The organism is uncultured Stenotrophomonas sp. (genome assembly GCF_913778665.1).
Taxonomy (GTDB): Bacteria; Pseudomonadota; Gammaproteobacteria; order Xanthomonadales; family Xanthomonadaceae; genus Stenotrophomonas.
Genome location: NZ_CAJYVQ010000004.1, coordinates 232618 through 258760, shown reverse-complemented (window position 1 = coordinate 258760; position 26143 = coordinate 232618). Strand labels below are relative to the sequence as shown.

Genomic DNA, 26143 nt, shown 5'->3' with positions numbered 1-26143 from the left:
GCCCGACGGCCGCCGGTCATCCGGCGGCCCGAAGCGGCGCTATGCTGGGCCCATGAGCCGTCTGCTGCGCCGCCTGATCAGCCCGACCCCACCCGCCACCGTACAGCGCGACACCGTTCGCCTGCGCCTGGAGGATGCCGAGATCGAGGTGCTGCGCGTGCGTGACCCGCGTGCGCGCCGCATCAAGCTGAGCGTGGACGAGCGCGGCGCACGCTTGACCCTGCCGCCGCGCGCGAGCCTGGTGATGGGCGAACGCTTCCTGGAACAGCATCGCGACTGGCTGGCCGTGCAGCTGCGCCAGTACCAGGGCCACGGACTGCCTGCAGCGCTGCAACCGGGCGTGGACGGCGTGCTGCCCCTGCGCGGCGAACTGCTGCCATTGCGCTGGCAGGAAGGCCGCTACGCGCGGCTGGAGATCGACGAACACGGCGCCTGCGTGCAATGGCCGACGCGTGGGGGCGATGCCACCCTGCGCCGGCTGCTGCGCGAGTTCTACGAAGCCCAGACCCGCGCCGATGTCGGTCGCTGGCTGCCGAAATACCTGCCCGGCCTGCCGCGCGCGCCCAGTCGCCTGCGCTTGAAGGTGATGTCCTCGCAATGGGGCTCGCTGGCGCCCGATGGCAGCATGGCGCTGGACCTGGCCCTGGTGCTGGGCCGCCCCGAGGCATTCGAGTACGTGCTGGTGCATGAACTCTGCCACCTGATCCAGGCCAACCACTCGCCGGCGTTCTGGCACGAAGTGGAACAGCGCTTCCCCGCCTGGCATGAACAGCGCGACTACTTCCAGCGGGAAGGGCGGCGCCTCAAGGCGATGCTGCGCCAGCTGCTGTGACCGCGCCCCGCACCCTGTAGAGCCGAGCCCACGCTCGGCTGACGCGCGCAGCGCGGGGTTCCAGTCATCACGTTGAAGAGCAGCCGAGCATGGCTCGGCTCAACAGAAGAGCGCGCACAGCGCGCGACCGGCTCTTGCTCTTCCTTCTTTCTTCCGTGGTGGGCACACCGGAAACTGTCGAAGGACGGGCGGTGGGCCATGCAGGGGCGTTGGCGCCATGGATGGCGCCATCGAGCTTACAGGGACGTACTTGCAGCGTCCCCTGCATGGCTCACCCGCCCGGCCAAGCACGGCTTTGCCGTCGGATGCCACCCACCACGAGGGGCTCAGCCGTTGGCCGAAACCCTCACCCCGCCCGCAATGCCGCCGCCGTTGCCCACCGCGCGGCCACCCGCGGTGCCGTAATGCACACCGCCTGGTCGGTCACCGTGGTCACCGCCCGCTCCAGCAGCTGGATGTCGGCCTCGTGCTGGCGCGCCACGTGCGGGTCCTCGAAGAAGATCGCGCGCTGGCAGCGGCCTTCCAGCACGCGGTCGGCAATCTGCGCATCGCCGCCCATCGGGCCGCTCTGGTAGCGCGTCACCCACGGCGTATCACGGGGCCAGCCGCGGCTCCAGGCCAGCTCGTTCAAGCGCTGGCCGGTGGTGCCGGTGGCCACGCGCTCGGCGAACCGCGCCAGCACATCGAAGTGTTCGTCGGCGAAGGCCAGCATCGCCGGCTTCATCGCATCGTGCGCGATCAGCGCCAGCGTCTGCTCCTCGAACGCATGCAGATCGTCGGCACCGGGATCGTTCGGCAGCCCGGCATGGATGCGTTCCACCTCCACCCAGTCACGCGCGGTGGCCACGGTCGAGATGAACGGCTTGCCATGGATCACGCACTGCCGCTTCAAGGCGGTCGCTTCCGGGAACACCGACGACGGATCGACCGGATCGATCAGGTAGATCGCACCATCCAAGGTCCGTTCCGGCCCCATGCCAACCACCTCGGCGACCAGCTTCATCAGGCCACCCTCGCGACCGTAGGGATAGCGGTGCAGGCCGCCGTAGCCGGCCAGGAAACCCTGCCGTTCGATCGCATCATGGGTGCGGCCGACAGCGTGCAGCGACACGTCCAGTTCGCGCAGGCCCGCTTCGCTGACGCGCAGCCAGCGGAACAGGGCGGCGCGCGCATCGTGGTGGTGGAGACGGTTGGCAGCCAGGCCGATGCGCATCGAATGCTCCGTAGATACGGGTGAAGGCGGCAGTGTATGTCGCCATTCGCCGTTTTGAGCGCTTTTACAACTTTCTTCATTGCCGGTCGTTCGTGCGTCGCTAGCGTGTTGGCAAGCGGTACCGCTGCGCGGCCGTTGATCTCCAACGGCGAGAAAAGGATGCCCATCGTGAACGTTGCTGGCCTGCGTGCCGCTGCTGTGGCTGTAGCCTGGCTGCTGTTGCCGGCCGCCGCGGCGGGCTGCGAGACGCCGCTGCGGATTGCGTGGCCGGCGGATCGCGCGCCGCTGTCCTTCAACGAACAGGGCCGGGCGAGCGGACTGAGCGCGGATCACCTGGCACTGCTGGCTGCGCAGTACCCCTTGCAGCAGCAGCCGTTGCCGGCGGCCGCCATCGCCGAAGGCATGCTTCCCCACACCCTGCAGGCACTGCTGGGCTGGCCGCGCTCGCAGCTGCCTGAGGGCTGGGTGGCCAGCGCGCCCTACCTGGAGCTGCCGCAGGTCATCGTGCGACGCCGGGATGCGCCGCTGGTGCTGGGCCTGGACGCGCTGCGCGGGCGCACCGTGGCCAGCCCCGATACGCTGCCGTTGGCCGGACTGCTGGCCGAGCAGGCGCCGGGCGCGCAGCTGCTGGCGCCGGCACCGCTGGATGATGCGCTGTCACTGCTGGGCACCGGCCTGGTGGATGCCGTGGTCGCCAATCTCGGTGAAGTCGAATCGGCGCTGCGCCGCTACCAGGGCGATCCGCTGGTGATCGCCGCGCCGGCGGGGTTCGACGATGCGCTGGTGCTGGCCACGGTGCCCGCCTGTGCCCATGTCGTGAGCGCGTTCGAGCAGGCCGTGTCGCAGCTGACCGACCACGAGCGCGGCGCGATCCGCGCGGCCTGGTTGCCGGAGCAGCCACGACGGCAGGAGGCAACATCGCCCCTGCACTGGCTGGTCTCGACCGCGCTGATCCTGCTGGCGCTGGTGCTGGTGTACGCCTTCGGCTACTGGCGCGTGCATCGCGAAAGCGTGCGCCGCCGGGTTGCCGGACAGCGCCTGCAGGAAGTGACCGCGAACCTGCCGGCGGTGGTCTACCAGGCCCGCCGCGCCAGCAATGGCCTGTGCAGCTTTCCGCAGATCGCCGGGGATGTGCAGGCCCTGTTCGGGGTCAGCGTGGAGAGCGCGCGGATCGATCATCGACGGCTGCTGGCCGCAGTCCACCCCGAGGATCGCGGTCGTGTGCTGGACGATATCGATGCGGCGGCGCTGGCCCGAAGCCCGATTGATGTCACCTTCCGCACGCATTCGCCACAGGGATGGCGCTGGGTGCATGCACACGGTCGGCCGCTGTCGTGCGATGACGGCAACGTCGAATGGAGTGGCTACTGGATCGATGTCAGCGAGGCCCAATCACGCACCCGCGCGCTGGCCGAGGCGCAGCGCGAGGCCGAGCAGGCGGCACTGGCCAAGACCCATTTCCTGGCCACGATGAGCCATGAGATCCGCACGCCGATGAGTACCCTGCTGGGCATGCTTGAACGGCTGGCGGGCAGCGGGCTGGATCGCCGCCAGCAGCAGGTGCTGGTGACGATCGGCGATGCCGCGCAGATGCTGCGGCAGATCCTCGACGACGTGCTGCACAGCCAGCGCCTGCACGCCGCGCCGCTTCAGCTGCAGCCCACCGGCGTGGCGACGCTGGTGCGGGCGGTGCAGCAGCTGCTGATGCCGGTGGCGGCCAGCCGTGGCCTGTACCTGGAGGTTGAACTCGATCCGGCGCTGCAGGCCGGGTCGTTGGCGGATGGCCTGCGCCTGCGCCAGATCCTGTTCAACCTCACCGGCAATGCGCTCAAGTTCACCCTGCACGGTGGCGTGCGGCTGCAGGTGCAGGTACGGCAGCAGTATGCGGGCGGCCAGCGCCTGCGCCTGCAGGTGAGCGACAGCGGCGTGGGTATCAGTCCGGAGCGGCAGCAGGCCGTGTTCGCCGCCTACACCCAGGCCGAGGCATCGACGTCGCGGCGCTTCGGCGGCAGCGGCCTGGGCTTGGCGATCTGCCGCGAGCTGGCCGCATCGATGGGCGCGGAACTGCGCCTGCGCAGCACGCCGGGCGAGGGCACCACAGCCTGGCTGGAGCTGGACCTGACCGCGTGCGAGCTGCCCGTGGATGCGCCGGCCCCGGTTGTCGATGCGCTGGCGCTGCCACCGGTACGGGTGCTGGTGGCCGAGGACCATCCCACCAACCGGCAGCTGCTTGAGCAGCGGTTGCACGACCTGGGCCTGCAGGTGCACGCCTGCGTCGACGGGCGCCAGGCCCTGCAGGCATGGCAGGCGCAGTCGTTCCAGCTGGTCATCACCGATTGCCACATGCCGGGGATGGACGGCTTCGCGCTGGCCCGCGCGATTCGTGCCGACCCCTGTGGCCAGCGTGCGCGGGTGCCGATCATCGCGCTCACCGCCAGCGTGCTGGACCGCACCCGCGACGCCTGCCGCGACGCCGGCATCGATCACTTTCTTGCCAAGCCGACCGAGGCGCGGGAGCTGCGCGCGTTGCTGGCCGCGATCCTGGCGCCGGCGTCAGTGCGCCAGTAGGCGCACGATGCTGGCGGCGGCGTCGCGGCCCTCGGCCACGGCGGTCACCACCAAGTCGGCACCGCGCACCACATCGCCACCGGCAAACAGGCGCGGATGCGCGGTCTGGAACGGCAGGCGGTCCTTGCCACCGGCCACGATGCGGCCGTTGGACTGGCTTTCCACGCCATGTTCGGCCAGCCACGCCGGCACGGTCGGCGAGAAGCCGAAGGCGATGATCACCACGTCCGCTTCCAGCAGCGATTCGCTGCCCTCGATCGGCACCGCGTTCTGGCGGCCATTGGCATCAGGCTCGCCGAGGCGGGTCTCGACCACCGTCACGCCGATCACTTCGTCATCGGCACCGGCTTCAATCGACAGCGGCTGGCGGTTGAACAGGAAGCGCACGCCTTCCTCGCGCGCATTGGCCACCTCGCGCGCGCTGCCGGGCATGTTGGCCTCGTCGCGGCGATAGGCACAGGTGACCTTGGCTGCGCCCAGCCGTACCGCGCTGCGCACGCAGTCCATGCCGGTATCGCCACCGCCGAGCACCACAACGCGCTTGCCGTTGAGGTCGGGCAGGGCGATGGTGTCTTCCCAGCCGGCAATCGGCCGGCCCTTCGGATCATCGCCGCTGACGATGCGGCTGTTCTGCACCAGGAACGGCAGCGCCGGCAGCACGCCCTTCAGGTCCTGGCCGTCCAGGCCACCATCGGTGTAGCGGTAGGCGCCGGTGCCGACGAACACCGCATCGTGGCTGTCCAGCAGCTGCTGCATGCTGACATCGCGGCCGATCTCCACGCCCAGGCGGAACTGCACGCCCATGCCTTCCAGCACCTCGCGGCGGCGGTGGATCACGTCCTTGTCCAGCTTGAAGCTGGGGATGCCGAACTGCAGCAGCCCGCCGATCTGTTCGTAGCGGTCGTAGACCACGGCGGTGATGCCGGCGCGCGCCAGGCGGTCGGCACAGGCCAGCCCGGCTGGGCCGGCACCGATCACCGCCACGCTGTGCCCGCTCGGCTGCACGGCACCCAGGTCCGGGCGCCAGCCGCTGGCCAGCGCGGTGTCGACGATGTACTTCTCGACCGCACCGATGGTGACCGCGCCGAATTCCTCCAGTGTGCAGCTGCCTTCGCACAGCCGGTCCTGCGGGCACACGCGGCCGCACACCTCCGGCAGCGGGTTGGTGCTGTGGCACAGGGTGGCGGCCTCGTGGATGCGGTTTTCCTGCACCAGCTGCAGCCACTGTGGAATGGCGTTGTGCACCGGGCATTTCCAGCTGCAATAGGGGTTGCCGCAGTCCAGGCAGCGGCCGGCCTGGTACTGGGCGTCTTCCTTGCCGAACTTGCCGTACAGCTCGCCCCAGTCGCCGGACGTGCGCAGTTCCACTGGAATGCGCTGCGGCATGGTGCGGGGCAGGTCGAGGAACTGGAAAGCGTGCTTGCGGCTCATGATCGTCTCGGCAGTGCAGTGCGCGCGCTCAGGCGGCGCGGCGCAGGGTTTCGGTCAGCGACTCGATGCTGGCAGCCTTGGGTTTGACCAGCCAGAACTTGCCGATGTAATCGCGGAACTCGTCCAGGATCTGCTGCGCCCAGATGCTGCCGGTCAGCTCACGGTGGCGGCCGATCAAGCGATGCAGGTGCTGGCGGTAGTTCTCGAAGCCCTCGGCGGAGACGCGATGGATGTCGATCAGCTCGTGGTTGTAGCGGTCGACGAAATCGCGGTCGACGTCCAGCACGTACGCCAGGCCACCGGTGAAGCCGGCACCGAAGTTCAGGCCGACCTTGCCCAGTACCAGCACCACGCCGTCGGTCATGTACTCGCAGCAGTGATCACCGGCGCCTTCGACTACGGCCAGCGCGCCGGAATTGCGCACCGCGAAGCGCTCGCCCGCGCGACCTGCGGCGAACAGCTCGCCACCGGTGGCGCCATACAGGCAGGTGTTGCCGATGATCGCGGTGCTGCGTGCCTCGAAGCGGGCGCCACGCGGCGGGCGTACCACTAGGCGGCCGCCGGCCATGCCCTTGCCGACGTAGTCGTTGGCTTCGCCTTCCACTTCCAGGTGCAGGCCACCGACGTTGAAAGCGCCGAAGCTCTGCCCGGCACTGCCGCGGAAGCGCAGTTCCAGCGGTGCCTCGGCCATGCCCTGGTTGCCATGCGCGCGCGCCACCGCACCGGCCAGGCGGGTGCCGATGCTGCGGTCGGTGTTGTGGATCAGGAAGCGGTGTTCGCCGCCGCGCTTGTGCTCGATGGCCGAGGCCAGCAGGCCATCCATCTGCGTGGCCAGGCTGTCCGGCGATTCGTACAGGCGCTGTGCGGCGCAGTGGCTGCCCTCGTAGCGGCTGTCGGCCAGCAGGCGCGACAGATCCACGCGCACGCCGTCGCGCGGCGCCGCCTCGATCTGCCGAAGCAGGTCGGTGCGGCCAACGATCTCGTCCAGCGAACGCACGCCCAGGTACGACAGCCAGCCACGCACTTCCTCGGCCAGAAGGCGGAAGAAGTTCTCCACGCGCTCGGGCTGGCCGGTGAAGTGGTTCTCGCGCAGGCGCTCGTCCTGGGTGGCCACGCCGGTGGCGCAGTTGTTCAGATGGCAGATGCGCAGGTACTTGCAGCCCAGCACGATCATCGGCGCGGTACCGAAGCCGAAGCTGTCCGCGCCCAGCAGCGCGGCCTTGACCACGTCCAGGCCGGTCTTCAGGCCACCGTCGGTCTGCAGCAGGGTGCGCCCGCGCAGGTCGTTGGCCAGCAGCGCCTGGTGCGCTTCGGCCACGCCCAGTTCCCACGGCACGCCGGCATAGCGGATCGAGCTGACCGGCGAGGCACCGGTGCCGCCGTCATGGCCGGAAATGGTGATCAGGTCCGCACCGGCCTTGACCACGCCGGCGGCAATCGTGCCGACGCCGGCATGACTGACCAGCTTCACCGACACCAGCGCGGTCGGGTTGACCTGCTTGAGGTCGTAGATCAGCTGCGCCAGGTCTTCGATCGAATAGATGTCGTGATGCGGCGGCGGCGAGATCAGGCCAATGCCCGGCCGTGCGTAGCGCAGGCGTGCGATCAGTTCGTTGACCTTGTGCCCCGGCAGCTGGCCGCCCTCGCCGGGCTTGGCGCCCTGCGCGACCTTGATCTGCAGCACTTCGGCATTGACCAGATACTCAGCGGTGACGCCGAAGCGGCCGGAGGCCACCTGCTTGATCTTGCTGCGGCGTTCGGTGCCGTAGCGCGCGGGGTCTTCGCCACCTTCGCCGGAATTGCTGCGGCCGCCGAGGCGGTTCATGGCGATCGCCAAGGCTTCATGCGCCTCCGGCGACAGCGCGCCGAGGCTGATCGCGGCGGTATCGAAGCGCGGGAACAGCGCGCTGGCCGGCGCCACTTCGTCCAGCGGCACGGGCGTGGCCGCCGGCACCAGTTCCAGCAGGTCGCGCAGCGCCGACGGCGGGCGCGCATGCACGGCATCGCAGTACTGCTGCCACGCACGCGGGTCACCGCTGCGCGCCGCGCGCTGCAGGGTGGTGACCACGTCCGGGTTGTACATGTGGTACTCGCCGCCGTGCACGTACTTCAGCAGGCCGCCGACATCCACGTCCTGCTGCGCGTCCCAGGCCTGCGCACACAGCTCACGCGCATCGGCATCCAGGCGTGCAAAGCCGGCGCCGCCGATGCGCGAGGCGGTATCCGGGAAGCACAGGTCCACCACCTCCGGTTCCAGGCCGATGATCTCGAACAGCTGCGCACCGCGGTAGCTGGCCACGGTACAGATGCCCATCTTCGAGATGATCTTCGACAGGCCCTTGTAGACGCCCTTGCGGTAGCGGCGGCCGATCTGCGACTGCTCGCCACCCTTGCTGAGCTTGAGGATGCCGCGGCGGCCCAGATCGAACAGGGTCTGGTAGGCCAGATACGGATACACCGCAGTGGCACCGAAGCCGAGCAGGCAGGCCATGTGGTGCGGGTCGCGCGCGGTGCCGGTCTCGACGATCAGGTTCACATCGCAGCGCAGGCCCAGGCGCGAGAGGTGGTGATGGATGGCGCTGGTGGCGAGCAGCGCATGCACCATCGGCCGCCCGGCCACCGGGTAGCGGTCGGACAGCAGCAGCATCACCATGCCGTCGCGCGCAGCCTGTTCGGCCTCGGTGCAGATGCGCTCGATGCCGGCACGCAGGCCTTCGTCTTCGCTGTAGGACAGGTCGAGCAGACGGTTGGCCTGCACGTACTGGTCCATCTTCAGCAGCTGGCGCAGCTTGCGCTGGCTCAGCACCGGCGAGTTGAGGATGACGTGGTTCACCGTCTCCGGGCCGGCATGGAAGATGTTGGTCTCCTTGCCGAGCTGGGTGGACAGGGACATCGCGCAGTCTTCGCGCAGCGGATCGATCGGCGGGTTGGTGACCTGCGCGAAGGCTTGGCGGAAATAGTCGTAGAGCGGGCGGCTGCGCTGGCTGAGCACGGCCATCGGCGTGTCGTCGCCCATCGAGCCGGTGGCCTCCTGCTCGGTCTCGGCCAGCGGCCGCAACACCTGCTCCACTTCCTCGCTGCTGAGCTGGTACAGCTTGTGGTAGCTGCGCAGGGTGCCTTCGTCGAACGGCTCTTCCACCAGCGACGGATCGATCAGTTCGGTCTGCAGGTAGGTCACGCCCTGCTGCAGCCACTGCTTGTACGGCGCGCGGCCACGGTTGATGCGATCCACCGCGTCCGAATCGAGCAGGTCGCCGCGCTTGAGGTCGATGGCCACCATCTCGCCGGGGCCGAGCTTGCCCTTGCGCACCACGCGCTCGGTCGGCACTTCCCACACGCCGGCTTCGGAGGCGACCAGGAAGTGGCGGTCGGCGGTCAGCATCCAGCGCGCCGGGCGCAGGCCATTGCGGTCGAGGGTACACACGGCGTAGCGACTGTCGCAGGCGACGATGCCGGCCGGGCCGTCCCACGGCTCGCTGTTCAGGCCATGGAACTCGTAGAACGCCGCCAGGTCCGGGTCCTTGAACTCCAGCGACTGCGTGGCCGGCGGCACGAGGATGCGCAGCGCCTGGATCAGTTCCATGCCACCGGCGACCATCAGCTCCAGCATGTTGTCCAGGCTCTGCGAGTCCGAACCGTGCATGGAGATGACAGGATCGAACTCGGCGATGTCGAACCGCGGGGTTTTCCACACCTTGCTGCGCGCCTGCGCCCAGCGCCGGTTGCCTTCAATGGTGTTGATCTCGCCGTTGTGGGCGAGCATGCGGAACGGGTGCGCCAGCGGCCAGCGCGGCAGCGTGTTGGTTGAGAAGCGCTGGTGGAACACGATCGCGCTGGAGGCCAGTTCGCGGCGCTGCAGGTCCGGGTAGAAGCGGCTCAGCTTGTCCGGCAGCACCATACCCTTGTAGCTGATCGAATCCGGGGTGAGCGTGGTGACGTAGAAGTCGGCGTACTCGCGCAGCTGCTGTTCGCTGCGGCGGCGGGCCAGGAACAGCGCCAGCGCGAAGCCGGCGTCATCCTGGCCGACTCCGGCATCGACGAACACCTGCTCGATTCGCGGCAGCGTGTCGCGCGCCAGCTGGCCGCAGACGCTGTCGTCGGTGGGCACGTCGCGCCAGCCCGCCACCCGGCATCCGACCTTTTCCAGTTCTTCCTGCAATCGGGTGCGGCAGGCCTGCGCCGCATCGGCAGCGTGCGGCAGGAACACCAGGCCGGCGGCAAAGCGCGCGGCAATGGTGATGCCGGCTTCGCTGGCCAGCAGTTTCAGGAACGCATCGGGGCGGCGCAGCAGCAGGCCGCAGCCATCGCCGGTCAGGCCATCGGCGGCAACGCCACCACGGTGGGTCATGCGCGAAAGCGCGGCGATGGCGGTATCAACCAACAGGCGCGAAGGTTGATCGTCGAGCTGGGCGACCATGCCGAATCCACAGGCATCGCGCTCGGAGCGCGGGTCGTAAAGCCCTTGGCGGTTGCGGGGGGCCATCTCTACCTCGATGCGTATAGGGTTGGCGGCGACACTCGTCCCCGCTCATTCCCTGGAGCGCATCGTGAGGCCACCGGATGCCTCGACTAGATCACAGGTTGCTGCAACGCCGCAATACACGGTTGCAGGTGCAACAGAACGCGCCGGCACCCCCGTGCCGGCGCGGGGCCGGACTCAGCCGCAGCGCGCGCCGCTGACCGCGCCCTTGTCGTCCAGTTCAATGTTCAGGCGGTCGCCGAGGAACTCCATCGTGGCCACGTCACTGGGCTTGAGCACACGCACCTGGCTGGCGCCGGCATCTTCCTGCGCCTGCTTGCCGAGGGCATCGGTGTAGGCCTGGCCGACCAGGCTCTGTACCTGGCTGGCGTCGCAGGTGCCAACCGGCGGTGCCTCGGTGGCCTTGCCGGCGTCGTCGGCCGGTGCCTTGGCGGCTTCGGCGGCCTGCTGGGCGTGGGCCGTGGCCGAATCCTGTTCATCCAGCGCCGGTGCCTGGCAGGCGGTCAGGGCCAGCACGGCCGGCAGCAACAGGACGGAGAGCGAACGGGCGCGAATCGGAAACGACATCATGACTCCGGAAGGGACTGTGAAAGCCTGAGCATAGCGGCGAACCGACCCTCACGTGTTTGTCTTGCGTTATCGACAGGATCACCGCGCCGCACCCGCGACACTCGCAGCCATGCCAACGCCCCCCACCCCGGAACAACAGGCCGCGCGCGCCGCCGGCCTGCGCTATGTCGATGACACCCAGCCCGGTTTCAGCCGCCGCCGCGCAGGCAAAGGCTTTGCCTACCGCGATGCCGACGGCCATGCCGTGCGCGAGGCCGCCACCCTGCAGCGCATCCGCGCCCTGGCAATTCCGCCGGCCTATACCGCGGTGTGGATCTGCGCCCATGCCAATGGCCACCTTCAGGCCACCGGCCGCGATGCACGGGGACGCAAGCAGTACCGCTACCATGCCGACTGGGCCGCGGTGCGCGACGCCGGCAAGTTCGACCGGGTGATCGCCTTTGGCGAAGCACTGCCTGCGCTGCGTCGCCGGCTCGGCCGCGATCTCAAGCGCAGCGGCTTCCCGCGCGAAAAGGTGCTGGCGGTGGTGGTCGCGCTGCTGGCCGACACCCTGGTGCGGGTCGGCAATGAAACCTACGCGCGGGAAAACAAATCCTTTGGCCTGACCACGCTGCGCAACCGGCACCTGGACCTGCTGCGGGGCGGGCGCGTGCGGATGCGCTTCCGCGGCAAATCCGGGCAGCTGCATGAAGTAACGGTCGGCGACCGCCGGCTGGGCACGCTGGTGCGCGGTGTGCAGCAGTTGCCGGGCCAGGCCCTGTTCCAGTACCGCGACGACGACGGTGTGATCCAGCCGGTCGATTCCGGTGCGGTCAACGATTACCTGCGCGAGGTGATGGGGGAGGATTTCACCGCCAAGGATTTCCGTACCTGGGGCGGCACCCTGGCTGCAGTACAGGCGTTCGCCGCCACCGAACTGCCCGAACCGGCCAGCCAGCGCGCGCTGGCCAAGGTGCAGCGTGAGGTGGTGTGCAAGGTGGCGGCCCAGTTGGGCAACACGCCTGCGGTGTGCCGCAAGGCCTATATCGACCCTTGCGTGTTCGCCGGCTGGGAGCGCGGCGAACTGGCGAAACTGGCGGGCCTGCGTGGGCCGCGCCAGTGGGAACAGGCGACGCTGAAGCTATTGCGCCGCGCGCGGCGGCTGTCCAAGCGCGGCGGCGCGACGTAGCGCCGGGCTTGCTCGACGGCGGTTATCCGCAGTAGATCGCGGTGATGTTGTTGGTACGGCCCTTCTCGATGGTCAGGCGATCACCGCCTTCGTGCGCCGGCGGCACCCGCGGGCCGTCATGACGCAGCACCTGTACGTGCAGGCTGTCGCTGTCCACGCGTGCGCGTTCAACGGTGGCGTCCGAAGCGGCCAGGCCGAGTGCGCCGCGCACCATGTCGCTGTGGCACTGGCCGGAAATCACGCCGTCGATCGGCTGCACCTGGGCCATCGGCGTGCTGCTGCAGGCGGCGAGGGCGAGGGTAAGAGTGGCAGTGGCGATGGCATGTTTCATGGAGACGTCCTCGTGTGGGTGCGTGCAGGGTGCGACGGCAGGCGTGGTCGTGGAATGAATGCCGTGCACATCATGGACACGGTGCGCTCACTGCCGCCGACAACCCGGATAGTGACACTGCAGTTGCGGCGGATGCCGCCCCCGGTAGTGCCGGCCGCTGGCCGGCAGCCCCTTTCCCTCCCGAGGAGACCTGCATGGCCACCACTACAAAGACCCCCGCCCGCCGCAAAGCTTCGCCCAAGGTGCGCAAAGGCAGCACCGCGACGAAGGCCGTGGCCGACCCCGCTCGGCCACGCGTGGTGAAGACCGCCACCCGCAAGGCCGCCGCCAGCGATCCGCGCGCGGCACGTGTGGCTTCCCGGCAGCGACGCCTGCAGGACCAGGAAAAGGCCAAGGACGCGCGCGCCGCGAAGAAGGCAACTAAGAAGACCGCCACCCAGGCGGGTGCGCGCAGGCAACCTGACGCCATGCCCGCGCAGCAGCTCGCCAAACCAGGGCATGAGCATGAACTGCAACTGGCGCCGCGTTTCCTGGCGCCCGACTACGCCGGCAGCGGCAAGCTGCAGGGCCTGCGCGCGATCATCACTGGCGGTGATTCAGGCATCGGCCGTGCCGTAGCCGTGTTGTTCGCGCGCGAGGGTGCGGATGTGGCGGTGCTGCACCTGGATGAAGCCGAGGACGCGGACATCACCCGCCAGCATGTGGAACGCGAAGGCGGACGCTGTGTGGTAATCGCCGGCGACGTGCGCGATCCGCGCTTCTGCAACAAGGCGGTGAAGCAGGTGGCCAAGGAATTCGGCGGCATCGATATCCTGGTCAACAACGCGGCCTTCCAGTTGCACTGCGAGCGCCTGGAAGACCTGGAAGACGCGCACCTGCAGGAAACCCTGCAGACCAACATCGGTGGCTACATCCAGATGGCACGCGCGGTGCTGCCGCACCTGGGCGAGGGCGCCAGCATCATCAACACCGGCTCGGAGACCGGCCTGTTCGGCAGCAAGGCACTGATCGACTACTCGGCCACCAAGGGCGCGATCCATGCGTTCACCAAGGCGCTGGCCAGCCAGTTGCTGCCGCGTGGCATCCGGGTCAACTGCGTCGCGCCGGGCCCGGTATGGACGCCGCTGAACCCCGCCGACAAGGAGGCCGAAGATGTTGCGGAGTTCGGCAAGGACAGTGACATGGGGCGGCCCGCCCAGCCGGAGGAGCTGTCTCCGGCTTACGTGTTCCTGGCCTCACCGGCCTGCGCCAGCTACATCAGCGGAGCGATCCTGCCGGTGATGGGCGGGCCGCGGGGGTAGCTCCCGCAGCCGTCGGGGCGGGCGCGTACAGATCGGCAATGCGTGGAATGAAGCGCTGCGGATTGGCACCGACCAGGTTGGTCAGCATCACCACCGCCACGCCGCGCTCGGGATAGACCACGAAGGCCGAGCGCGCCCCGCCGATGCCGGCCACCTGCAGGTCGGGCGAGGCGTTCAGTACCGGCCAGCCGCCGGCCCATGCACCGGCGCGACCGTCGGCCAGGCGCTCGGCAGTCCACATGCGCTGCCGCGCCGGGTCCTGCAGCAGGCGGCCTTCGGTCAACGCGACCAGCCAGCGTGCGGTGTCATCGGCAGTGGTGAGGATGCCGCCGCCGGCCCACAGGCTCGGCGGCACGTCGTAGAACCAGTGCGACAGGCGCGGCGGCGCGTGGGCGGCATCGGTAGCGCGCGGCGCCAGGCTGTACATCGTCGCCACATCCGGAATCAGGTCATAGCTGTCGCCGAAGGTGGTGCGTGCCATGCGTGCGCCACTGAACTGGGCGGTGGCCAGGAAGCGTTCGTAGGGCATGCCCGATTGCCGCGTGATGATCCGCGACAGCAGCAGGTAGTTGGTCTGGTTGTAGGCAAAGCGCTGCCCGGGTGCCGCTTCGAGCGGTCGCGCGCTGACCGCCGTCCATGCCTGTGCTTCCGACCCTCCACCCAGCAGGCCGTTGGCATCGAGGATGTCCGGCAGGCCCGAGGTGTGGGCCAGCAGCTGGCGCACGCGCACCTCGCGCCAAGCCGCCGGCAGATCGTGCAGGTAGCGCGAGGCCGGTGCATCCAGATCCACTCTCCCCTGCTCTGCCAGCTGTGCGATGGCGACCCCGGTGAAGGCCTTGGTGGCCGAGTTGAGCGGGAAGCGGGTGTCGCGCGAGGCGAGCACGCCGTTCTCCATGTTGGCCAGGCCGTAGGCTTCGGAGAGCACTATCTGGCCGTCCTTGACCACGGCCAGCTGCAGTCCGGGAATGCGCTCGTCCAGCATGATCCGGCGGACCAGGCGGCGGGTCTGGTCGTTGGCCTGGTCCTGGCTGGCGGACACAGCGGCGAAGGGCAGGGCGCTGATGAGCATGAGTGCGACTCGAAGCGTTGGGCGGAACATGCGGATTCCCGGCGGGAGGTTGAGGGTCGGATGCGCTGAAGGCGGAAAAGGTTTAGCTGGCCTGCCGCCCTACCGTTCGTCGGACCGTGACTTCCGGGGGGTTGACTACAGTTGTCGTCAAGCTGACAGTGACGACACGTGTAGTCAAGGGAGTGTTGTCATGCGTGGCAAGACCATCGGGGACCAGGAACTGGCCCTGCTGCAGTACATCGATGAACATGCGCCGGCCAGCGTCGGCGAGGTCGCCAGCGGCTACGGCGAGGCCCGTGGCCTGGCCCGTTCCACCGTGCTGACAATGATGGAGCGGCTGAGGGCGAAGGGCTATCTTCAGCGCAGGCAGCAGGACGGCGTCTACCGTTACCAGGCCACCCGCGGCCCGCAGAGCGTGCTGCAGGGCGCCGTGGCCCAGTTCGTCGACAACACCCTGCAGGGCTCGGTGTCGCCGTTCGTGGCCTACCTGTCGCAGCGCCAGCAGGTCAGCGACAACGAGCTGGCCGAGCTGGAAGCGCTGGTCGCCCAACTCCAATCGCGTCGCCACGAGGGCTGAGCCATGGACACCACGATGCTGATCCCGATGCTGGAACGGCTGGGCTGGACCAGCCTGCAGACCGTGCTGCTGGTGGCCCTGGTGTATGGCCTGTGCCGTTTGCTGCCGTCGCTGTCGGCGGCGACCCGTTGCCGCCTGTGGTGGCTGGTGTCGCTGCAGGCCGTGCTCGGGCTGCTCTGGAGCCAGCCGCTGCAGCTGGCCTGGCTGCCGGCCCCGCAGGCCGTGGCGATGACCGCCACCGAAGTGATGACCGAGACGCTGCATCCGCTGGCGCCGGAGGTGTCGGCGCAGCTGCTGGCCGCGATGCCGATGCCTGCCGCGGAAGTACCGGCAGTGGCGTGGTGGGCGGTTGCACTGGCCGCGCTGTGGCTGTCCGGCGTGCTGCTGATGGCGCTGCGCACCTTCGGCGAATGGCGCCGCTGCCGCGCGTTGCTCGCTGCGGCCTATCCCTGCGAGGACGAGGCGCTGGTGCAGGCGCTGCAGCTGGCCTCCGACGCGCACGGGGTGCGCCCGGCGCCGCGGCTGTGGATGAGCACGCAGGTGGACTCGCCGCAGCTGGTCGGGCCGTTCCGTCCGGTGCTGCTGCTGCCGGCCGGCGATAACGCGCTGCAGGGCGACGCGCTGGACCTGGCGCTGACCCACGAACTGCAGCACCTGCAGCGCCGTGACCTGCAGTGGGGCCTGCTGCCCGCGCTGGCGCAGCACCTGTTCTTCTTCCATCCCCTGCTGCGGCTGTCGGTGCGCGAATATGCTCAGGCCCGCGAGGAAGCGGTGGATGCGGCGGTGGTGGGCCAGCACGGTGCCAGCCGCCAGGCCTATGGCCGCCTGCTGCTGCAGCTGGGCGTGGCGCCGCAGCCGCACCTGGGTGTGGCCAGCGCTGCGCCGAGCACCACCAGCCTGAAGCGCCGCCTGATGAGCCTGCAGCCGCGTCGTGCCTGCCCGCGCATCCTCGCTCTCGGCCTGACTGCCCTGGTGGTTGCGGTGGGCGTGGCGCCGATGCGGCTGGTCGCAGCGCCGGTGCCGCCTGCACCGCCCGCGCCTCCGGCGGCACCGACCGCCGTGGTGCCAGCGCCGCCGGCCCCGAAGGCGCCGCCTGCACCGCCGATGTCGGCACGCGCGCCGGCGGCCCCGGTGGCCCCTGCACCGCCCGCCGAGCCGGCCGACGTCGAGGAGCTGTCCGGCCCGGACGATGCGGATGTGGCGGTCGACGTGGATGTCGATGTCGACCCTGGCATCGACGTTCGCCACAGCACCTCCCACAGTTCCTCCATCACCACCTACGGGCGGCTCGATCTGGGCACGTCGCCGCCGCAGGCGTTCGTGCTGGTCGATGGTGATTCCACCTTCGCCAACGGCGGCATCGACGACGTGACGCTGGCCCGCAAGCAGCTCGGCAAGGGCCCGGCGTTGTGGTTCCGCCAGGGTGACAAGCGCTACATCGTGCGTGACCCGATGCTGATCCAGTCGCTGCGGCGTGCCTACGCCGGTGCGTTCGACCTGGGGCAGCAGCAGAGCGCACTGGGCCGGCAGCAGAGCGCGCTTGGTCGCCAGCAGAGTGCACTCGGCAAGCAGATGGGCGAGATGGGCCGGCTGCAGGGTGAGGAGGCGCGGCGCATGGCGTTGGCAGCGGCTGAGGCTGCGCGCAGTGCGATGAGCGCGCATGACATCAATCGCGAAGCCGCCGCCGAAGCCGCGAAGGCGGCGCGGGGGGCGACCAGCGATGCCGCGATTGCGCAAAACGCCGCACGTGAGGCTGCCGCCGAGGCACGCCGCGCGATGCAGGAAGCCCGCAGCCAAGCCGCACAGTCCAGCCGCACCCGCGACATGAGCCGCTTGGCCAGCCAGCAGGCCGAACTGGCCAGCCGCCAGGCGGCGCTGGGCAGCCAGCAGGCCGCACTGGGCGAACGCCAGGCGCAGGTGCACGCGCAGGCCGCACAGCAGGCGCAACTGGTGATCGCCCGCGCACTGGCCAGCGGCAAGGCCGAGCGGCTCTGAAACGGCGGTAGCGCCGGGCCATGCCCGGCGCTACCCGGCGGGACATCAACCGCAGCTGGCGCGCTCGATCTTGTTCTGCGCGTCCACCTGCACGGTCACGCGGTCCTGCCGGAAGTCCATGGTCACCGCCATGCCCGGCTTGACCACCCGCGCATTGCGCGCGCCGCTGGCGCTCACCAGCTGCTTCACGGTGGACTCGTCGGCGGTCTTGCCGGTGAAGGCATCCAGCGAATCCGGTTTGCACTCGTGCGCGCCCTCGGCAACGGGCGGTGGCGTGCTGTCGTGTGTGGTACCACTGCCGGCATGGCTGCAGGCGGCCAGCGGCAGGACGGCGAGCAGGGCCAGGGGGCTGAGGCGCATCGTCGGGCTCCAAGCGTGGATGGTGATGGCAGTGTCACCGCTGCCACCGTCAGGCCATGTCAACGCTTACTGCCCGACCAGCGCCAGTGTCTCGCGCTCGCGCTGCTCCTCGCGCACCAGCCGCTGCAGCAGCAGGGCCAGGGTCACTACGTCCTGGTGATTGTGGTCGGCCACCCGGCGCAGGTTCACCGCGTCACCGCCGCGCAGGAAGCGCAGCCATGCACCGGGTGCTTCCGAACCGGGCAGGTCATCCTCGCGCACCACGCGCAGCAGCTGGCGTTCGACGGTGGACAGCTTGCAGTTCTCCCAGCTGCCGCGATAGCGCCGGCGCGTGGGATAGAGCAGGTCCACATGGTCCAGCGCGGTGATCGGGTCGCGTTGCCGGGCCAGCCGATAGCGCGCCTTCAGCAGCGGCGCGTCGTAGCTGCGGCCGTTGTAGCTGCAGAACACGGTGGACGGCTGCAGCCAGCTGGCGAAGGTGGCCAGCATCGCGTCCTCGGCGGCCATCGTGGACATCAGCAGTTGGCGGATGCGCAGGCCTTCGCCGCGACGCGGGCAGGCATGCCAGTCCGCAGCGCCGATCATGAAGGCGCGGGTACCGGTACCACCGGCCAGGCCGGTGGTTTCGGTATCGAAGAACAGCAGGTCGCGCGCGGCCACGTGCTGGCCTTCGCGACGGGCGAAATCCAGTGACAGTGGCTGCGCCGGAATCGGCTGCGGTTGCAGTGATTCGATCAGGAACAGGCCGGGTGCGATCTCTTCGCCGGGCAACTGCCGGTCGTGCGCGCTGGCGCGTGCCGGCGCAGGATTGCCGCGCGTGCGCAGGCCGAGCAAGCGATGCAGGCTGCCCACTTCCGGCCGCCGCAGCGGTGCCGGCGCCGTGGAAGGTGCTGCCGTGCCAGTCGGTTTGTGGCGGATCTCCTGCTCGACCCAGGCAAACACCGAGCGCTCGGCTGCCGGCTGCCGAGCGTCGTTGGCGGCCACAGGGGGCGGTGCAGCCGGCGGCGGCTCGGTCGCGGCCGGCGTACTCGCCTTCGGGTCACCGGCCTGCCTGCGCAGCAGGCGAAGCTTGTCCAGGCTCAGGCTCACGGTGCCAGCAGCTCCATCGGCTCGCGCGTGGTCACCACCACGTCGCGCACGTGCTGGCAGGCCTCGGCATCGAACAGGTCGAGCACGCGCAGCGCCAGTGCACGTGGCGAGGTGTCATCCTCTTCCTGCGCCGCCAGCACCGGGCCCACGCAGGCCGGGCAGCCCGCCTTGCAGTCGCAGCGCTGCACCAGTTCGCGCGCGCGCTGCACCAGTTCGGCCTGACGCTGCCACAGCGGCTCGCTGAGGCCGACACCGCCGGGGAAGTTGTCGTACAGGTACACCGTCGGCACGAATTCCTGCAGCAGCTCGACGACGCCGGGATCACCCTCGCCGCCGCGCAGCTGGCCACGGCCGGTCTGGTCGGCAATCGCGAACCAGGAACCATCGCCATTGCCGACCGACTTCTGCAGATCGCGCGCATCGGCCATCACCGCCACAGTGGCGACGATGTGCAGTGCGTAGGCGGCGCCGAGGAAGCCATCCAGCGCATCCTGCTTGCTGGCGAACGCGCGCAGCAGCAGCGCCTGCGGCAGCTGCCACCACACTGCTGTGGTATGCAGTTCCTGGTCGGGCAGGTTCACCGGGCCGTAGCCGATGTTCTCGTGCGTGTAGTAGCGGATCTTCTTGTAGCCGGCCACGCGGCGTACCACGTGCACTTCGCCATGGTGCGAATCGCCACGGCCGGCCACGCCGCCATCGAAGCGGTCCAGCACCTTGAGCTTGGTGAAGTCGATGCTGTCGGTGTAGTAGTCCACGTGGGTGCGCGTGACGTAGGCCTTGCGGCCTTCCCAGTCCAGCGTCTCCACCTGGTACGGCGTCGACTGCACCATGTGGATTGCGCCTTCATACAACGTGAGCGCGGCCGCAGAATAGTCGACCTCGGCAATGATCTGCTGGCGACCATCGCTGCGGTCGACCACCACGAAGTTGCCATCGGCCACTGCGCGCAGGCTGACTGCATTGGCCGGGTAGCTGTCGGCGATCCACTCCCAGCGCTCGCCTTCGCGGTGGATGACTTCAGTTTCGGCCAGCGCTTCCAGGAACACTTCCGGATCGATCGGGCCGAAGCCATCGCCGACCCGGAACGGCAGCTCGAAGGCCGCGCAGCGGATGTGGTCGAACAGGATCAGCGGCTGGTCCGGCGCGATGCGCGCGTGTTCGGGCGAGGCCTCGGCAAAGAAATCCGGATGGCGCACCACGTACTGGTCCAGCGGCTGTGAGCTGGCCACCATCACGCCCAGCGCGGGCTGCTGGCGGCGACCGGCGCGGCCGAAGCGCTGCCAGGTCGCGGCCACACTGCCGGGGTAGCCGTTGAGGATGACCACGTCGAGGCTGCCGATATCCACGCCCAGCTCCAGCGCCGAGGTGCTGACGATGCCGTCGATGTTGCCCGCGCGCATCGCACGCTCGGTCTCGCGGCGTTCGGTGGGCAGGTAGCCACCGCGGTAGGCGCGGATGCGGGGCGGCTTGCGCGGGTCGTGGTCGAAGATGTCCTTCAGGTACTTGGTCAGCACTTCCACCATCAACCGTGTCTGCGCGAACACCAGGGTCTTCAGCCCGGACTTGATCGCGATGCGGGCGATGCGGTTGCTCTGCGAACGCGCCGAGGCACGCAGCCCCAGGTCAGGGTTGATCACCGGCGGGTTCCACAGCAGCACCTGCTTGGGCCCGCTGGGCGCGCCGGATTCGGTGATGGCGGTGACCGGTGCCTCGATCAGCGCTTCGGCATGCGCCTGCGGGTTGCCGATGGTGGCCGAGCACAGGATGAACTGCGGTTGCACGCCATAGAACGCGCAGACGCGCTTGAGCCGGCGCAGTACGTTGGTGACGTGGCTGCCGAACACGCCGCGGTAGGTGTGCACCTCGTCGATGACGATGTAGCGCAGGTTCTCGAAGAACTGCGCCCACTTGGTGTGGTGGGGCAGGATGGCCTGGTGCAGCATGTCCGGGTTGGATACCACGATGTCGCCGTGCAGGCGGATGGCCTGGCGCGCATCGCCGGGCGTGTCGCCATCGAAGGTGAAGGCCTTCACGCCGAGGTCGCCGGCGCGGTTGAGTTCCAGCAACTCGGCCACCTGGTCCTGGGCCAACGCCTTGGTGGGGAACAGGTACAGCGCCTTGGCCTTGTCCTGCATGGCCGCGCTGACCACCGGCAGGGTGTAGCACAGCGACTTGCCGCTGGCGGTGGGGGTGACGATGGCCACGTGTTCGCCGCGCTGGCTGGCCTCCCACGCTTCGGCCTGGTGGCTGTAGAGCTGATCGATGCCGCGTGCTTTCAGGGCGGCGGCCAGGGCGGGAGGTACCGAATCGGGGAGAGGCGCGTAGAGGCCCTCGCGGCCGGGAATGGCGAAGCTGCCGGTGATGCGGTCGTGGTAGCGGCGCTGCAGGCGCGCGCTGAGCAGGGCGCCATCGCGCGCGGGCAGGCCGTCGCGGGTGGCGAGCTTCTGCTCGGCATCGGCCGTGCGCTTGGCGAGTTCGTAGGCCATGGAAGAGGGAGCCGGGACGGTTTGCGAGGGGTCACATGGCACCACAGATGGGTCTCAGGGTGTGAGACCGCGTGCCGGGATGCAGTGAACCATTCAGTGCCCGGGGGCGGGGCGCTGCGTGATGTCGGCGGCGAGCGCTGTATTGCGGCGGAGGGACTGGCGTACGGCCAGGATGCATCGCAGCGCATGCCACGCTGCCAGCACCGCCACAACCGGCAGCCATCGCAGATCGCCCAGCCAGCCGGCAAGCAACAGCAACAGCAGCAGGCCCAGCCAAGCCAGCTGCCAGAACCCGCCACTGGACGGAAAGCGCTGCCGATCGCGGGCCAGGCACCAGCCCGGCCCTGCGCCCAGCACCGCGCCATCATCGGCGCGGACCTCCAGCCGCATCGACCGCCGCTGGGCAAACGCGCGGGCATCAGCCCATTCCCAGGGGAGCTGCACGCGCCGGTCGGTGCCCAGCAGCCATACCGGCCCGCCATCGGAACGCTTCCGATACGCCTGCAGCTGCCCCTGCAGCTGCAGCACGCGCTGGGCGGTTGCCGGACCGCGGTGTCGTGGCCACGCCAGCCACGCGGCACCTGCGGCAATCACCAGCATGAGCAGCGCCGGGATGCCGGACACGTCCACGGCTGCCCACAGCGCCAAGGCGGTGATCGGCAGTGCGGCGGGCCGCAACCCGGGGCCGCGACGCATCGCGACTTCGGCGGGTGATTCCCGCCGCTCGCCGCGGATGCGCGCGGCGGCGGGACGACGGAGCGATGCCACCTCGAAACCATTGAGGCGCACGACGACGGCCCAGTGCCTGCCCATCACCACCTCGGCGTCATTGTGGTCGGCGAGGTGCGGCCACGCCTGGCGGGGCATCAGCACGGGAATGCCGGCCAGCTGGCCGTCGCAGACCGGATAGTTGGCGCTGCGCGCGCCTGCGGTGAACGCGCCGCTGAGCCTGCGGACCTGGTGGTCGTGGATGCAGCCGGTCAACACGCGCAGTGTCGCCAATGCCGCGCGTTCCCGATCATCCAGCATGCGCAGCGCGCTGCTCCGCCGCAGCACGGTCATTCTGCAGCGGATGCGCGACGCCCACTCGAGCAGGGCCGCCGTGACCATCGCCACCAGCAAGGCCAGCCCGACCAGCAATGCCACGCGCGGCATCAGCCGCAGCGCATCTGCAGCGGAAGGAGTGTCGGAACGTGGGCCATGGTGCTCGCGTGCGTGGGAAACCCGGCAGCGTGGCGGCCTGGTGCACCGATGGGAATGACGATTGTTGCAAATCGCAGGTTGCGTGCCGCACGACGCAAGATCGGATGCACCCTGAACGTTCACGCTGCGCCCAACGAAATCTGAAGCCGTGATGCGTATCCTCGGGGATTGGACGCACCAGACAGGGCGATGGCTGTGGCACGACGGGAACTGCAGGGAGCACTTCTGGCCGGCATGATGCTGGCCGCCACTGCGCACGCGCAGCAGGTTGACGCCGTGATCGATCCGCCCACGGCGAGCGAGGTGCCGGCTGCCGATCCCGCCGCGCCACCGGACCTGCCCGCGCCACCGCAGGGCGATGTCACGACCCTGGGTGAGGTGCGCGCGATCAAGCCCGAGGATGAGGCGCTGGATCTGTACCGCTTCAAGAACCCGGTGAAGTTCGGCGACAACCGTTTCAGCCGCGACTGGAGCGAGCCGCCATCGCCGGAACAGGTGAGCATGGGCGGTGGCTACATCATGATGGGCGTGGTGAAGGGCGTGGTGGCCGCTGCCAGAGGCATCAACAAGCTCACCGGTGGCCCCGACCAGATCCAAGCCGCGATCGCACGGCCGCCGCCGGAGCTGACCCCCGAGCAGCAGCGGCGTGCGCTGCAGTTCTGCGAGCAGCAGGAAGGCTGTGATCCTTCGGCCGGGAAGTAGGCGCGGCACCGCGCATCATGCCGGCCAGGAGGCACGCGGTGCCGGGCGCCGCTTGAGTTCCTCGGCGAAGGCGACGGACCGCGAGAGTGCCTGGGGCACGGCGCGGACCAGCAGGATGCCCTGGACCAGGGCCAGCAATGACGCACCGATCAGCCAGATGCAGTAGGCCATCCCCGCGATGGCGCCATGGGCAGCGCGTGTGCGGTTCACCTCCAGCCACAGCGTCCGACCATCCGTGCTGCGGGACTGCACGGTGCCGGACCAGGCGATCCGCGTCGCGCGCGTGGTGGCGTCGCGCATGCTCTCCCACGCTGCACCGGCATCGCCAAACGCGAACGCGGCGGTGTCCGATTCCCGATTCGCCTCGGCATCCACCAGTACGACGCCACCGTTCTGTGCGGCCAGAAGCGCGGGCGTGGATGCAGCCCACGCAGCAAGAACAGGTGCATGGGCGGCCTCTTCCAGAGCGTCCTGGAGGTTGATGATCGTCCAACGGGGAAGCATTGCGCTGTCGTCCGGGGAGAGCGCCGCAAGCTGTGCGCGGAGATCGTCGCAGCCGCGTAGACCATCGGTGCAGGCAGCGTCCAGTTCGCGGCGCAGCGCATTCAGCCCCGACACCCGCTGGTAAGCAGGGAATATGCCGTCGACCGGTTTCCAATGCACGCGCAGGGTATTCCCGGCACCCAGGCGCAGGATGGAGTCGGCAACCGCCAGAGGGGGCACCTGCAGCGGGGAGCCTCCCCAGCGGAGGCGGCTGCAGTCGGGCACCGCCAGCACATGCCCGGCATGCCGCCGGGTGACCAGCTCGCAGGTGGCATCGACCGTGACGTGCACCCCATCGCCGGGGGCGGGAGGATGCCCCAGCAGCGTTCCGGGCTGCGTGTCCGTCCGCAGCTTGGCAGGGCCGAGCAGCTCTGCCGCACGCGCTGCCTCGATCCGCGGGCCGTCACCCGACCAGAGCACCAGCAGCAGTGACAGCACCGCCACCAGGAACATCAGCAGGTGACGGGCGACCGGCACCGGTGGAAACCGCTTTTCGTCGGCACTCAGTGACCAGTCCGGGCCCAGGGACAACAGGCGCCGGTCGTGCGGGCGGACCTCGGCCTCCAGCCAGCGCCCCCGGGTGATGGCCCCGGACCCCATCCAGGCCGGGTCGATGACCAGCCGCTGGTCATTGCCCAGCAGCATCACCCTGTGGCTGAAGGTACTCTCGTGCGGATCGGCGAACTGCAGCTCGCTGAGCCGACCCCGCACGCGCACCACGGGCTGCAGCACCTTCGTTCCCACGTGCCTGCGCAGGTACAGCACGAACGCAATAGACGCCAGTACCAGCCCCACTGCCACGGCCATCCAGCTCCATTGGCCCAGGCCCAGCTGTGGCAGTGCTCCGCAGATGCCGGCCGCCAGCGCCAGCCCGGTGGGCCACCATGGAATGGCCGGCCGTCGGCGCTGTGTCCGCTCATCTGCGGTCTCGCGGCGTTCGCTGATCTGTGCCGCGGCCGTGCGCAGCGTACGCGTGCCGGCCGTCGCGATATCGAACCCCCCCATGCGGACGATGATCACAAAGCGGCGACCGAGTACCACTTCGGCACGGTTGTGGGTACCGACGTGCCCCAGCGCGTCGAAGGGCAGCAGCACCTTGACCCCGGCGAGGCTGCGCCAGGCTGAGCTGGCGCCGCCCCGCATCCATCGGCGGTGCTCGACGCAGGGCCCCTCAAGAATGCGAACGCCGCAATCGCGGCCCAGCTCCAGCGCGCTGCGGAACGGCTCCAGCGCGGCGTCCTCGTCCTCGCTGAGCAGACGCACCGGCGCTTGTTCTGCGAGTGACTTCAACGCGCGGAACGCTTCCCAGCGGGCAAGGTAATCAAGCAGTATGGGAAGTGCGGCAAGCAGGGCGAGAAGTACACCAACAAGTTTCATGTGCGCAGGTGTTGATGCGGTGCTGGAAGGCGACTGGGTAGTCTGCGCGGCAGCGACAGCCCGGGAAATGCAATTTGTTGCAGAAGGTGGTGCCAATGACAGGCAGGAGCGTACGATCCTGTCGTCCTCCCTTCTGGTTGCTGCTGCGGTGTCGAAAATCTTTCTGCTTGCCCTGCTCCTGCCCGTGCCCCTGCTGGCCAGCGATCTGGCCGATGACGGCTCGTGCCGCAACGGCGCGTTCCCTTCCGCGCAATCGGATTTCGCCGTGGCCAAGGTAGTGGACACGCAGCGCTTGTATCTGCTGGGTGACATGGACGGCTGCCCGGCCAAGGGCGAGCCCGCCTGCCGCCAGCGCAGCTACGTGGTGAGCGGTGACACGGTGGTGACCGGCCGCGACCTGGGCCCCTACCGCTGCGCGTTTTTCCCCAACAAGGTGGGTGGCAGCGCCGGTTGGGTCGACCGCAGCAAGCTGCAGCCGGTGGCGCGGGTGACGCCGACGCTGCAGCGCTGGGCCGGTGAGTGGAAGGATGGCGACAACGGGCTGCGCATCTCGGTGCGTGGCAGCCAGCTTCATGTCGAAGGTGATGCCTACTGGCCCTCGGCCAACCCCACGCCGGAACAGCGGCCGTATGGGCCGAACATGGGCCAGGTGGAAGCGCAGGCCACGCCACGCGGCAGCCAGGTGGATTTCGTCGAGGACAGCTGCAGGGTGCACGCACAGTTGCTGGGCAACGTGCTGGTGGTGTCGGACAACAGCGAATGCGGCGGCATGAACGTGCGCTTCGACGGCGTGTACCGGCGTACCGGGGCGCGGTGAGGGATGGGATCAGAGCCCTTTCGCGGGCGAA

The 26143-nt window shown here is 69.2% G+C and carries 19 protein-coding genes; 8 read left to right on the top strand and 11 right to left on the bottom strand.

Annotated elements, in window-relative coordinates:
• The first annotated feature begins 52 nt into the window (after nt 1–52).
• Nucleotides 53–832 carry a SprT family zinc-dependent metalloprotease gene (locus QZ853_RS05955; RefSeq protein WP_295571350.1) on the top strand — a complete coding sequence of 260 codons (780 nt, stop codon included), beginning with the start codon at nt 53–55 and terminating at the stop codon, nt 830–832.
• Between the two features lie 346 nt (nt 833–1178).
• Here the strand turns inward: QZ853_RS05955 and QZ853_RS05950 are convergent, their stop codons facing one another.
• Nucleotides 1179–2045 (bottom strand): methylglyoxal synthase, encoded by an 867-nt coding sequence (locus QZ853_RS05950; RefSeq protein ID WP_295571349.1) that lies wholly within the window; start codon nt 2043–2045, stop codon nt 1179–1181.
• A 168-nt stretch (nt 2046–2213) separates the two neighbouring features.
• On the opposite strand from QZ853_RS05950, the gene QZ853_RS05945 reads away from it, so the two are divergent.
• Nucleotides 2214–4613 carry an ATP-binding protein gene (locus QZ853_RS05945; RefSeq protein ID WP_295571348.1) on the top strand — a complete coding sequence of 800 codons (2400 nt, stop codon included), beginning with the start codon at nt 2214–2216 and terminating at the stop codon, nt 4611–4613.
• Here QZ853_RS05945 and QZ853_RS05940 read toward each other — a convergent pair.
• The 3 genes from QZ853_RS05940 to QZ853_RS05930 all read right to left on the bottom strand — a co-directional run bounded on the left by QZ853_RS05940 (nt 4599) and on the right by QZ853_RS05930 (nt 11091).
• Nucleotides 4599–6044, bottom strand: coding sequence for an FAD-dependent oxidoreductase (locus QZ853_RS05940; RefSeq protein WP_295571347.1), 1446 nt, complete (start codon nt 6042–6044; stop codon nt 4599–4601). The genes QZ853_RS05945 and QZ853_RS05940 overlap by 15 nt on opposite strands.
• A 28-nt stretch (nt 6045–6072) precedes the next feature.
• Complete coding sequence (gltB, locus tag QZ853_RS05935; RefSeq protein WP_295571346.1) at nt 6073–10527, bottom strand: glutamate synthase large subunit; 4455 nt, start codon at nt 10525–10527, stop codon at nt 6073–6075.
• Between the two features lie 174 nt (nt 10528–10701).
• Complete coding sequence (locus tag QZ853_RS05930; protein WP_295571345.1) at nt 10702–11091, bottom strand: I78 family peptidase inhibitor; 390 nt, start codon at nt 11089–11091, stop codon at nt 10702–10704.
• A 112-nt stretch (nt 11092–11203) separates the two neighbouring features.
• Between QZ853_RS05930 and QZ853_RS05925 the strand changes: the two genes are divergently transcribed.
• Entirely contained in the window at nt 11204–12262 is a 1059-nt protein-coding gene (locus QZ853_RS05925; protein WP_295571344.1) for a DNA topoisomerase IB, read from the top strand.
• A 22-nt stretch (nt 12263–12284) separates the two neighbouring features.
• On the opposite strand, the gene QZ853_RS05920 is transcribed toward QZ853_RS05925, so the two are convergent.
• A complete protein-coding gene (locus QZ853_RS05920; protein WP_295571343.1) occupies nt 12285–12593 on the bottom strand; it encodes a hypothetical protein in 309 nt (102 codons plus the stop codon).
• A 194-nt stretch (nt 12594–12787) separates the two neighbouring features.
• Between QZ853_RS05920 and QZ853_RS05915 the strand changes: the two genes are divergently transcribed.
• The gene (locus QZ853_RS05915) at nt 12788–13894 is read left to right on the top strand and encodes an SDR family oxidoreductase (RefSeq protein WP_295571342.1); all 1107 of its coding nucleotides are present in this window, start codon (nt 12788–12790) and stop codon (nt 13892–13894) included.
• On the opposite strand, the gene QZ853_RS05910 is transcribed toward QZ853_RS05915, so the two are convergent.
• A complete protein-coding gene (locus QZ853_RS05910) occupies nt 13851–14963 on the bottom strand; it encodes a serine hydrolase domain-containing protein (protein ID WP_295571341.1) in 1113 nt (370 codons plus the stop codon). The genes QZ853_RS05915 and QZ853_RS05910 overlap by 44 nt on opposite strands.
• Nucleotides 14964–15153: 190 nt before the next feature.
• On the opposite strand from QZ853_RS05910, the gene QZ853_RS05905 reads away from it, so the two are divergent.
• Together QZ853_RS05905 and QZ853_RS05900 are read left to right on the top strand one after the other, a co-directional pair.
• Entirely contained in the window at nt 15154–15540 is a 387-nt protein-coding gene (locus tag QZ853_RS05905; RefSeq protein ID WP_019661969.1) for a BlaI/MecI/CopY family transcriptional regulator, read from the top strand.
• Between the two features lie 3 nt (nt 15541–15543).
• Nucleotides 15544–17535 (top strand): M56 family metallopeptidase, encoded by a 1992-nt coding sequence (locus QZ853_RS05900; RefSeq protein ID WP_295571340.1) that lies wholly within the window; start codon nt 15544–15546, stop codon nt 17533–17535.
• Nucleotides 17536–17580: 45 nt separating this feature from the next.
• On the opposite strand, the gene QZ853_RS05895 is transcribed toward QZ853_RS05900, so the two are convergent.
• The 4 genes from QZ853_RS05895 to QZ853_RS05880 form a co-directional block, all read right to left on the bottom strand.
• Nucleotides 17581–17895: an I78 family peptidase inhibitor gene (locus tag QZ853_RS05895; protein ID WP_295571339.1), complete on the bottom strand. Its 315-nt coding sequence runs from the start codon at nt 17893–17895 to the stop codon at nt 17581–17583.
• Nucleotides 17896–17961: 66 nt separating this feature from the next.
• On the bottom strand, nt 17962–18984 hold the full coding sequence (locus tag QZ853_RS05890; RefSeq protein WP_295571338.1) for a ribonuclease H-like domain-containing protein: 1023 nt from the start codon (nt 18982–18984) through the stop codon (nt 17962–17964).
• Nucleotides 18981–21470 (bottom strand): DEAD/DEAH box helicase, encoded by a 2490-nt coding sequence (locus QZ853_RS05885; RefSeq protein ID WP_295571337.1) that lies wholly within the window; start codon nt 21468–21470, stop codon nt 18981–18983. Before QZ853_RS05885 ends, QZ853_RS05890 begins: the two co-directional genes overlap by 4 nt.
• A gap of 93 nt (nt 21471–21563) precedes the next feature.
• Nucleotides 21564–22616 carry a hypothetical protein gene (locus QZ853_RS05880; RefSeq protein ID WP_295571478.1) on the bottom strand — a complete coding sequence of 351 codons (1053 nt, stop codon included), beginning with the start codon at nt 22614–22616 and terminating at the stop codon, nt 21564–21566.
• A 246-nt stretch (nt 22617–22862) separates the two neighbouring features.
• Here QZ853_RS05880 and QZ853_RS05875 point away from each other — a divergent pair, with 246 nt between their 5' ends.
• Nucleotides 22863–23375, top strand: coding sequence for a hypothetical protein (locus QZ853_RS05875; protein ID WP_295571336.1), 513 nt, complete (start codon nt 22863–22865; stop codon nt 23373–23375).
• Between the two features lie 15 nt (nt 23376–23390).
• Here QZ853_RS05875 and QZ853_RS05870 read toward each other — a convergent pair whose 3' ends face one another.
• Nucleotides 23391–25295 carry a hypothetical protein gene (locus QZ853_RS05870; RefSeq protein WP_295571335.1) on the bottom strand — a complete coding sequence of 635 codons (1905 nt, stop codon included), beginning with the start codon at nt 25293–25295 and terminating at the stop codon, nt 23391–23393.
• A gap of 148 nt (nt 25296–25443) precedes the next feature.
• Between QZ853_RS05870 and QZ853_RS05865 the strand changes: the two genes are divergently transcribed.
• Complete coding sequence (locus QZ853_RS05865; protein WP_295571334.1) at nt 25444–26112, top strand: hypothetical protein; 669 nt, start codon at nt 25444–25446, stop codon at nt 26110–26112.
• Nucleotides 26113–26143 lie beyond the last annotated feature (31 nt).

What these genes read in the sequence shown, in the direction of transcription:
- QZ853_RS05955 (WP_295571350.1), top strand. Translation starts at nt 53, where the DNA reads ATGAGCCGTCTGCTGCGCCGCCTGATCAGCCCGACCCCACCCGCCACC.
- QZ853_RS05950 (WP_295571349.1), bottom strand. Translation starts at nt 2,045, where the DNA reads ATGCGCATCGGCCTGGCTGCCAACCGTCTCCACCACCACGATGCGCGC.
- QZ853_RS05940 (WP_295571347.1), bottom strand. Translation starts at nt 6,044, where the DNA reads ATGAGCCGCAAGCACGCTTTCCAGTTCCTCGACCTGCCCCGCACCATG.
- gltB (WP_295571346.1), bottom strand. Translation starts at nt 10,527, where the DNA reads ATGGCCCCCCGCAACCGCCAAGGGCTTTACGACCCGCGCTCCGAGCGC.
- QZ853_RS05930 (WP_295571345.1), bottom strand. Translation starts at nt 11,091, where the DNA reads ATGTCGTTTCCGATTCGCGCCCGTTCGCTCTCCGTCCTGTTGCTGCCG.
- QZ853_RS05925 (WP_295571344.1), top strand. Translation starts at nt 11,204, where the DNA reads ATGCCAACGCCCCCCACCCCGGAACAACAGGCCGCGCGCGCCGCCGGC.
- QZ853_RS05920 (WP_295571343.1), bottom strand. Translation starts at nt 12,593, where the DNA reads ATGAAACATGCCATCGCCACTGCCACTCTTACCCTCGCCCTCGCCGCC.
- QZ853_RS05915 (WP_295571342.1), top strand. Translation starts at nt 12,788, where the DNA reads ATGGCCACCACTACAAAGACCCCCGCCCGCCGCAAAGCTTCGCCCAAG.
- QZ853_RS05910 (WP_295571341.1), bottom strand. Translation starts at nt 14,963, where the DNA reads ATGCTCATCAGCGCCCTGCCCTTCGCCGCTGTGTCCGCCAGCCAGGAC.
- QZ853_RS05905 (WP_019661969.1), top strand. Translation starts at nt 15,154, where the DNA reads ATGCGTGGCAAGACCATCGGGGACCAGGAACTGGCCCTGCTGCAGTAC.
- QZ853_RS05900 (WP_295571340.1), top strand. Translation starts at nt 15,544, where the DNA reads ATGGACACCACGATGCTGATCCCGATGCTGGAACGGCTGGGCTGGACC.
- QZ853_RS05895 (WP_295571339.1), bottom strand. Translation starts at nt 17,895, where the DNA reads ATGCGCCTCAGCCCCCTGGCCCTGCTCGCCGTCCTGCCGCTGGCCGCC.
- QZ853_RS05885 (WP_295571337.1), bottom strand. Translation starts at nt 21,470, where the DNA reads ATGGCCTACGAACTCGCCAAGCGCACGGCCGATGCCGAGCAGAAGCTC.
- QZ853_RS05875 (WP_295571336.1), top strand. Translation starts at nt 22,863, where the DNA reads ATGGCTGTGGCACGACGGGAACTGCAGGGAGCACTTCTGGCCGGCATG.
- QZ853_RS05870 (WP_295571335.1), bottom strand. Translation starts at nt 25,295, where the DNA reads ATGAAACTTGTTGGTGTACTTCTCGCCCTGCTTGCCGCACTTCCCATA.